The sequence below is a fragment of the Bacteroidales bacterium genome (assembly GCA_035342335.1).
In the GTDB taxonomy this organism is placed as follows: Bacteria; Bacteroidota; Bacteroidia; order Bacteroidales; family JAGONC01; genus JAGONC01.
In genome coordinates, this window is sequence record DAOQWY010000046.1 from 1 (window position 1) to 8,565 (window position 8,565).

An 8,565-nucleotide genomic window follows, 5' to 3' on the forward strand; every position below is an offset into this window, starting at 1 on the left:
GCAGGGAATGTCATCCCTGCGCAAGCAGGGATCTGCTTCCCTTTGGGGATGCGCCCTCGTCATCCCTGCGCAAGCAGGGAATGTCATCCCTGCGCAAGCAGGGATCTGCTTCCCTTTGGGGATGCGCCATCGTCATCCCTGCGCAAGCAGGGAATGTCATCCCTGCGCAAGCAGGGATCAGGTGCTTTGAATCACCATTAATAGAACATTCGAAGTTGAATTCGAAGTTTAGGTAGAAGGCGATTTATGAATGGAAGGTCGAATTCATATCTCTTCCTTCCTTTCGCAAATCTCCTTCTTCTTCCACCTCTCCTTCTACCTGGTTAATCGTTAATGGCTATTCATTCCCGCCCCGATTCTTTTTCCGATGGCGCATCGTATTACCAGATAAACCAGCGAGAGCACCGCAACGGTCACCAGAAAAATGGACAGCTTCATGATCTCCTGCCGTATCAGCACGATGGTAAAGATATTGATCATCAGCTGCACCACGGCATACAGCGATGCAACCAGCACATGCGGCCACCCCAGCTCGTTCGACAACCACTGGTACAGATGCGATCGGTGGGCCCTGAAAATATTCTCCCTGCGAAAAAGCCTGTAAAGGATCGTGACGACGGAATCAAGAGCATACACGATGAAAAATAACACGTATTCGAACCGTCCGGTGACCGACACGAGGCAGATCATCAGATACCCCAGCAGAAAGGCCATGCTGATGCTGCCCACATCGCCGGCAAAGGTCCGCGCAAGGCGGCGGGCATTGAAAAAACTGAAGATCACAACGGCAATGATCAGCAGGATCAGCAGCGGGGGAGGGGCAAACGGCTGCCGGTGGTTCAGGACCATAAAGCTGCCCAGCGCGGCCAGGCTGTAAAAGGGCGTGATGGCATTGATGCCGTCCAGGAAGTTGAACGCATTGATCCATCCCAGCAGCAGTATGTAGAGCGGGATGACCAGGTACCACGGCAGACCCACAAAATCCAGCTGAAGGAGCATCAGGCTCACCGCGATGAACTGTACTAAAAAGCGAATGCTCCCGGGCAGCGTGCGCAGGTCATCCAGGAAGCTCACCGCCGCAACCAGCAGCAGGCCTGCGATCAGCCAGGGCAATGCAAAGCCGTGGGATACGAACCAGAGCAGGGCCGCCAGCGGAAACACGATGCCTCCGCCACGGATTGCAACGCCCCGGTGAGAACTGCGTTCATTAGGCCGGTCGATGATCTGATACCGTTCAGCAAGCTTAAAATAAAGGAGCAGGGTGGCCAGCAGGACAAAGGCGGAAACAGGGTAAAGGATCATTGCGGCTTTTTCGCTTTACAGAACCGTTCATAGTTGCTTTTACCCGCAGGATTTCCCTTTTTCATGGCTGTTTCAAAATCCCTGCAGGCATCCTCCATCTTGTTGAGGGCACGGTAACATATGCCGCGGAGATTGAAAAGCCCCGCCTTATCCGTCAGGGTGAGCAGGCGATCGATGTCTTCGATGCATTTCAGGTAGTTTTTCAGGTAGTAATGGGTGAAAGCCCTGAATTCCATCGCGTTGGTATGGTCGGGCACATTCCCGAGAAACCGGGTCAGGTAGGGCAGGGCGGCACCGTAATTCTTTTTATTGAATTCGGCCACTGCTTTGTTATAATCCTCCCGGAACGGTTCCACAAATTTTTTATCATATATGAAATTGTGCTGCTTGTTCACCAGGGAATCCTTCGGGAACTGCTTTTTGGCTTCTTCAATGCGCTCCCACGCTTTGTCAACCTCCCCCCTTTTGTAGTAATAGTAGGTGCTGTTCACCCAGACCTTGCTTTCCTTGGGATGGTCGGCCAGGTAGGTATCGAGGTAGGAGATGATCCTGTCATATTCCTTTTTTTTATCGAGGAGGTTGACCATCACGTTGATATTCTTCAGATGGTTGGGTTTGAGGTCATACATCCGTTCCGCGTAAAAAAGGACGCTGTCGGGCTGCTCGAGCTTGTTGAATCCCATCGACAGGAAATATTCGCGGCGGCCGTCCCAGGGACTGGCCTGGTCGGCCTTCAGCAGGGCAATGGCCTCTTCATTTCTGCCTTCATTCAAAAGGTACCTGGCTTTGACGTTGGATTGAGTTTCAGCAAAACCGACGATGGATGGGATGGGGGTAAATCCATTGACGATCTTATCGGCCGGAGTTTTCAGCTTGCCTCCCTTGATCTCCTGGTAGGCAATGCGCTGGATCCTTGAAGATTTGAAGTTCAGGTAGAAGACATACGAAGAGGCGATCAGCGCAAGGATGGCTACACCCGAAAGCGACCATAAAAGCCCGTGCTGCATCTTTCCGGGAGCGGCTTCCGGTGCCGGATCCGCTCCTCGTCTTTTCAGCTGCGCGATCACGGTGATCCCCGTTGCCACAAAGAAGGCGAACAGCAACAGGATCTCCGGCCGGTCGGCCGGGAAGTTGAAAAAGGCATCCACCGAATAAAAGGCAATGCCGGAAGCGGCCAGGAAAAGCCAGCGGAACAGGTCGTCGCGGTCGTCCCTGGCAGAAAAGAACATCTTCAGGAAGGCCCAGGCGATCAGCGCAAAAATGGCCAGAAAACACAACCCTCCAATGAAGCCAGTTTCTGCAGCGGTTTCAATGAAATCATTGTGTGCCTTGTACATATAGATGAAATCGTCGGACTTCTGATTCTCGTATTTCAGCTCAACCACCTTCCAGTTGCCGCTACCCACACCGAACAGTGGTTTTTCCTTCAGCATGTGCCACGACCACTTCCAGGCGTTGATACGCTTGCTCGACGAGCCCTCGAAGGTGCCGATCGTGGCCAGCTGCTCCCCGACACCCTGTGTATACCGGCTCTCCTTGTTTTTGGGATAGAGCAGCTCGCGGGTGCCCGAGAATGCCAGGTACGATATGCCCAGGGCGAGCACGTACGCACCCGCCATCCACAGGTATTTTTTTTGTTTGCCCCGCAAATAAACGATCAGCAGGTAGGCCAGCACGACCACCGACAAGACGATCAGGCCCAGGTAGAACGCACGGGTGGCCATGAAAAAGACCGCTGCGACACCCACCACCAGCCCGAGCCACCCCAGCGCCTTCAGCCATTTTTTGCTGAACAGCATCAGCCACAGGGCAAAGGGCAGCTTCACAAAGATGGCCGAGGCCAGGATGTTCTTGTTGCTGTAAATGGTCTTGATATCCAGTACCGACTTTATTTTCCCCTGTATGAACTCGTGGATATGGTAAAATACGGTGATGGAATCGTAGATGAGCATCCCGGTGAAGACAAGTACGATCCATGTCAGGTATCGCGGATCGTGCATCAGGATGACCGAAAGGATGAATGTTGCCGAAAAGACCGTGAACACCTTGGTGAACTGGAACAGCGACTCGGTCAGGTTGAGCGCGTTGAAGAACGAGAGCAGCGACGCCGCCAGAAAGCCTGCGTAAGCGATCCCCGGGCCTGTCTTGAAAAACAGGGCCATTGCCCCCGGTTGCCGCCTGATGTCACGCTGCGTGAACAGGGTGATGAATCCGGCCAGGTTCATCAGCGACAATGCCAAAAATTTAGGCGCATTGGTGTCGAACGTCGTGAGGTTGGGGGTGTAGGTGGGGATCAGGATGTAGGCAAGGACCACCACACCCAGCGGAATGTTGATGGGATTGGCCTTTGCCAGGGTTTTGGTGCCGGCCGGTCGTTTGGCTGTCTTATTTTTCATTGTTTGTCGAGTGCTTCGTAAACCGAATTGTTGCTGCGAAAATCAGGCACCATCTCTTTGAGCCTGCGTACCATCTCCACATCATCCCCCGATTTCCAGGCCGTTTCGATCTGTTCCATCTGCCGGACCACCAGATTAAGATCCACAGGACTCACTTTGGCGATCATGATGCGCGGGTGGTGGGTGGGGATGTTGTTCTCGGTGCTGTTCAGCAGCTCTTCGTAGAGTTTTTCGCCCGGCCGCAGGCCACAGTAAACGATTTGGATGTCCTTATCCGGTTGTAGGCCGGAGAGCCGGATCATGTGCCGGGCCAGGTCAACGATGCGCACCGGCTGTCCCATGTCGAACAGGTAGATCTCTCCCCCTTTGGCCATGGCGCCGGCTTCCAGCACCAGCTGACAGGCTTCGGGGATGGTCATGAAAAAGCGGGTGATCTCGGGATGCGTGACGGTAACGGGGCCGCCTTCTTCGATCTGCCGGCGGAACAGGGGGATGACCGAACCGTTGGAACCCAGCACGTTCCCGAACCGGGTGGTGATAAAGCGGGTATGATGTTCCTGGCGGTTGCCCAGGCTCTGGATGTAGATCTCCGCCGCGCGCTTGGTGGCGCCCATCACGCTGGAAGCCCTCACGGCCTTGTCGGTGGACACCATCACGAATTTGCCGGTCTGGTAACTGACGGCCAGGTCGGCCAGCAACCGCGTGCCGAAAACGTTCACCCGGATCGCCTCCCAGGGATTTTCTTCCATCATCGGCACGTGCTTGTAGGCTGCTGCGTGGTAGATCAGCTCCGGCCGGTACTGTTCGAAGATGCGTCCCATCCGGTGGGCGTCACTCACGTCGGCAATTATCACCCGGGCGATCCTGCTGAAATCCGTAAAGGTCTGCCTGAACCGCAGCGTCAGCTCGTGAAGCGGGGTTTCGGCCTGGTCCACCAGGATGATGCTCTTCACCTTCAGATGCATCAGCTGCCGGGCGATCTCACTGCCGATGCTTCCGGCAGCACCCGTCACCATCACCACCTTCCCCTGGTTTTCACCGGCTACCTGACTGTTCCTGAGTACGATCGGCTCACGCTGGAGCAGGTCCTCAATGCTGACATTCCTGATCTGCTTGGCCTGGATCTCACCATTGATCCAGGATTCAACGGGAGGGATGTCCTTGACGGTAACATTAAACTGAAGGCAGGCATCCACGATCTGCCGTTTTTTTACGGGATCGATCCTGTGAATGGCGATGATCACCTCGCTGACTTTCTTCTGTGCGAGATAGTGTGCATTGAGCACTTCCGGCCCGTTCACGGGGATGCCCTCCAGGCTCTTGCCGATCTTGCCGGGATTGTCGTCAATGAAACACACCACCTTGTAGTCGTTGTTCAGGTCGTTGATCAGCGCATCCTTGGTGAGGATCCCGGCTTTGCCGGCTCCATAGATCAGTACGTGGATGTTCTCGCTTCGCCCTTTCATCAGCCGGATCCAGACCAGCTTCGACAGCAGTCGCGTGAAGATCATCAAAAACAGGGTGATCAGGCCAAAGATGATGATGATGCTGAGGGGAAGGATTTGCTCAAACGGCCATCCGAACCGCTGGATGATGGTGTTGAGCAGCACCAGCGCGATGATGGTGAACAGCACCGCCCGGAAGATCCGGATCACATCGTTGGTGCTGGTGTGGCGGATGATCCCGACATAGGAGCGTGTGATGAGAAAGGCGGCCAGGGAAAAAAACACCACCACGGGAAGATAGGTGGAAAGTTTCCACTGATGGATGTAGGTCAGATCAAAATTGAAACGGATGATGTAAGCGGTGACCAGTGAAACCACCACGATCACAACATCGGATGCCAGCACCAGGTAACGTGATACGAACCGGTTTGAAAAATGAACCAGGAATCGTTGGATCATCGTAGTTTCAATAAGAAGGAACCGTGTCCCGGGTTGTCAGAACCATTGCCCTCAGGATACCCCTTACACCGCAAAACTACAAAAATGATTGAAAAAAGAACACCTTCCCTGGTTTTTATTGGGAACACAGTGGCATAAACCGTGGATCATACATTATTAATGACATGGGAGGACTGTATTTTATACATTATATATTATATACGGCCAATTATTTTATCAAGGCCGGGTATTTATTTTATCTTACCTGTCATTCAGTATTAAGACCGGTTCCATTCATTGATTCAAACATATTAACAATGATCATCCCCAACCTTTGGATTTGAACAATGGCCTGTTATTAAATATAATTTTTTATTCAGCTTTTTTTTTGGATATCGTATTTTTTTGTACTTATTTTGTCGGCAATTAGGACGATGACCGGAGAGGACGAAGAGGATCAGTCCATCACAGAGATTACGGCGGTGGAATATTTTTATAAAATATTGAACAAATTTTAAACTATTTTTGCTTTTGATACGTACAAATGGTATATTTGCTTCGATTTGGAGCTATGTGTAATTAATTTTAGTGAATGACACACGGATACATCTTTTCTCTTGATTCTCACCAGGCTGAAGGCTTAGCGGCAGTCAGCCGTTTGCAATTGAGTGCAGCGCGGTGTTCTGTTGGTTGTCAACCGTTCTTAAATCCTTTTATGACCGCTTTGAGCACATTGGAAAATTCAGATATACCATCCGGTTCAACGAGCCCGGATCCTGAGTGTAATGACGATAATGAATGAAGAAATACGTTATTTATGAAAAAGACAGATACTTTTTTACCAGAAATTAAAACCATAAATGATATGAAGAATTTTACACTAACACTAAAAACAGTAAGACTGCGAAGGATTTTAGCCAATTCTTCGTTATTGGCCTTGATCCTGTTTTTCAGCATTTCCCTGATTTCATCGACCGGGGCATTTGCGCAATCGCAAACAAACCTACCGGATATTGGTCTTAATGGGACCGACGGTGATTATGATTGGGACAATCCTGGTAATATTACCGCTATTGGTGGTGGTGAAGCATCATGTGACCTGCCCTTGACATTGTGGTGGTATTATACCAGCGATACTCTAAAAGGCTCAGATTTCGATTTCACCGGCCTGAGTGATGTCACACAGGAAATAACCGGAATAGAATTAAAGATGCTATGCTCTACAGGTGATCCGAATATCTGGGCTACCGTTTATGATCAATCTGTAATGCTGATGAAAAATGGCATCACTGTAGGAGATAATAAGGTAAGTTCTGCTCCCTGGACTGAAAGTCCTGTATTACGGACCTATGGGGGTGATGGTGATCTGTGGGGAACTAACTGGACGTGTGCTGATGTTATGGATCCGGACTTTGGGGCTGCCCTGACAGTAAAGAATCAAGAATGGGACATATTGCCTGGACAAGCGTTGGTTGATTACATGGAGATCACCATTTATTACAGAACCAAAGAAAGTGGTTCTCCAGTCATCTATGTAACTGGTGATCTTGACGTTTTTGACTATACTTGTGTCGGGTCCTATGATCCGCCTACAGGTCCTGCACCATCCTATAATGTTGGTGGAGATAATATCATTCCTCCCAACTGCATTACCGTTACACCTCCTCCTGGTTTTCAGATCTCACTAAATGCTACAAGTGGTTTCTCCACTGATCCAATAATTCTTTGTGAAACGGATTCTCTTAATCCGGGATATATCCAGGCCACTCCTATTTATGTGCGTTTTGTACCTTTAACAGGAACAGATTATACTGCAAATAGCATTAGGCACGAAAGCCCGGGTGCTGTAACTCAATATAAGCCTGTCTCAGGAACGACAGACGTGACCCTGCCTGTTCTTTCGGGCGTACCTGAAGACGAATACCTGGGATGCAACCCTGGTCCTGAAGAAATGGAATGTAATCTTAGTGGTATTACAGCCACCGACAACTGCGGTGAGCCGGTAACCATTACCTGTGAGGCGGGAACTGAGACAATAACCAGCGGATGTGACTGGACCCAGACAAATTATTACTATGGGGTAGACAACGCAGGCAATATTGGAGCAGAGAGTGTTACCTATACCTGGAAGGTAGATCTGACCCCGCCGGTACTTGCAAACGTACCCACAGGCAGTGACCTGGGATGCAATCCCCCCCTGCCGGTGTGTGATCCCGGCGTGACAGCCACGGATATCTGTGACGGCCCCGTAAGCGTGACTTGCGAGACGGAAGGACCCACAAACACCGGCTGCGACTATACACAGGATTTTGTGTATTCAGCCATTGATGAGTGCGGTAATCCTGTTTCACAGACTGTTACCTATACATGGAAAATAGATGTAACCCCACCGGTGCTTCCAACCCTTCCTGCCGGAGGCGACCTGGGCTGCAACCCGCTGACACTGCCTACCTGTATCTACACTCTGACCGCCACAGATGACTGCGACGGCGTGGTGAGCGTGACCTGCCAGTCAGGATGCCCGACATGGACAGGCTGCGACTATACACAGGATTTTGTGTATTCAGCCGTTGATGAGTGCCAGAATCCTGTATCTGCAACGGTAACCTTTACCTGGAAAATAGATACTGCGCCACCTTCTTTCAGTGGCATTCCTACCGTCTTAAGCCTGGATTGCAATACCCCGCCGGTTTGTGATCCCAATGTGACAGCCTCGGATATCTGTGACGGTCCTGTTAGTGTGACCTGCACACCAGGGACTCCGACCCAGACGGGTGACTGCACCATGGAACAGGATATTGTCTATTCAGCCATTGACGAGTGCCAGAACCCTGTCAGCATTACACTAACGTATACCTGGACCATTGACACCGAAGATCCGGTCATCAGCACCGATGCCATCAGCGGACTGATCCCCGGTGACTGCTGCAACCCGGATGTGATCACTCCGACCTTTACAGGACTTGACAACTGCGAAGGGGTCT

General features: G+C 51.2%; 5 protein-coding genes. 2 read left to right on the top strand and 3 right to left on the bottom strand.

The window, feature by feature from the left end:
• Window positions 1–190, top strand: a 190-nt coding sequence (locus PKI34_13385) for a hypothetical protein (GenBank protein HNS18797.1), incomplete at its 5' end; no start/stop codon positions are given.
• Between the two features lie 140 nt (window positions 191–330).
• On the opposite strand, the gene PKI34_13390 is transcribed toward PKI34_13385, so the two are convergent.
• From PKI34_13390 to PKI34_13400, 3 genes are read right to left on the bottom strand one after another with little or no spacing between them, the layout of a single operon-like run.
• Window positions 331–1,302, bottom strand: a complete 972-nt coding sequence (locus PKI34_13390; GenBank protein HNS18798.1) for a UDP-GlcNAc--UDP-phosphate GlcNAc-1-phosphate transferase — start codon at window positions 1,300–1,302, stop codon at window positions 331–333.
• Window positions 1,299–3,698, bottom strand: a complete 2,400-nt coding sequence (locus PKI34_13395; GenBank protein HNS18799.1) for an O-antigen ligase family protein — start codon at window positions 3,696–3,698, stop codon at window positions 1,299–1,301. The genes PKI34_13390 and PKI34_13395 overlap by 4 nt, the downstream gene beginning before the upstream one ends.
• Complete coding sequence (locus PKI34_13400; protein HNS18800.1) at window positions 3,695–5,602, bottom strand: nucleoside-diphosphate sugar epimerase/dehydratase; 1,908 nt, start codon at window positions 5,600–5,602, stop codon at window positions 3,695–3,697. The genes PKI34_13395 and PKI34_13400 overlap by 4 nt, the downstream gene beginning before the upstream one ends.
• A gap of 844 nt (window positions 5,603–6,446) precedes the next feature.
• Between PKI34_13400 and PKI34_13405 the strand changes: the two genes are divergently transcribed.
• A partial coding sequence (locus PKI34_13405) for a hypothetical protein (GenBank protein HNS18801.1) occupies window positions 6,447–8,565 on the top strand: 2,119 nt, incomplete at its 3' end.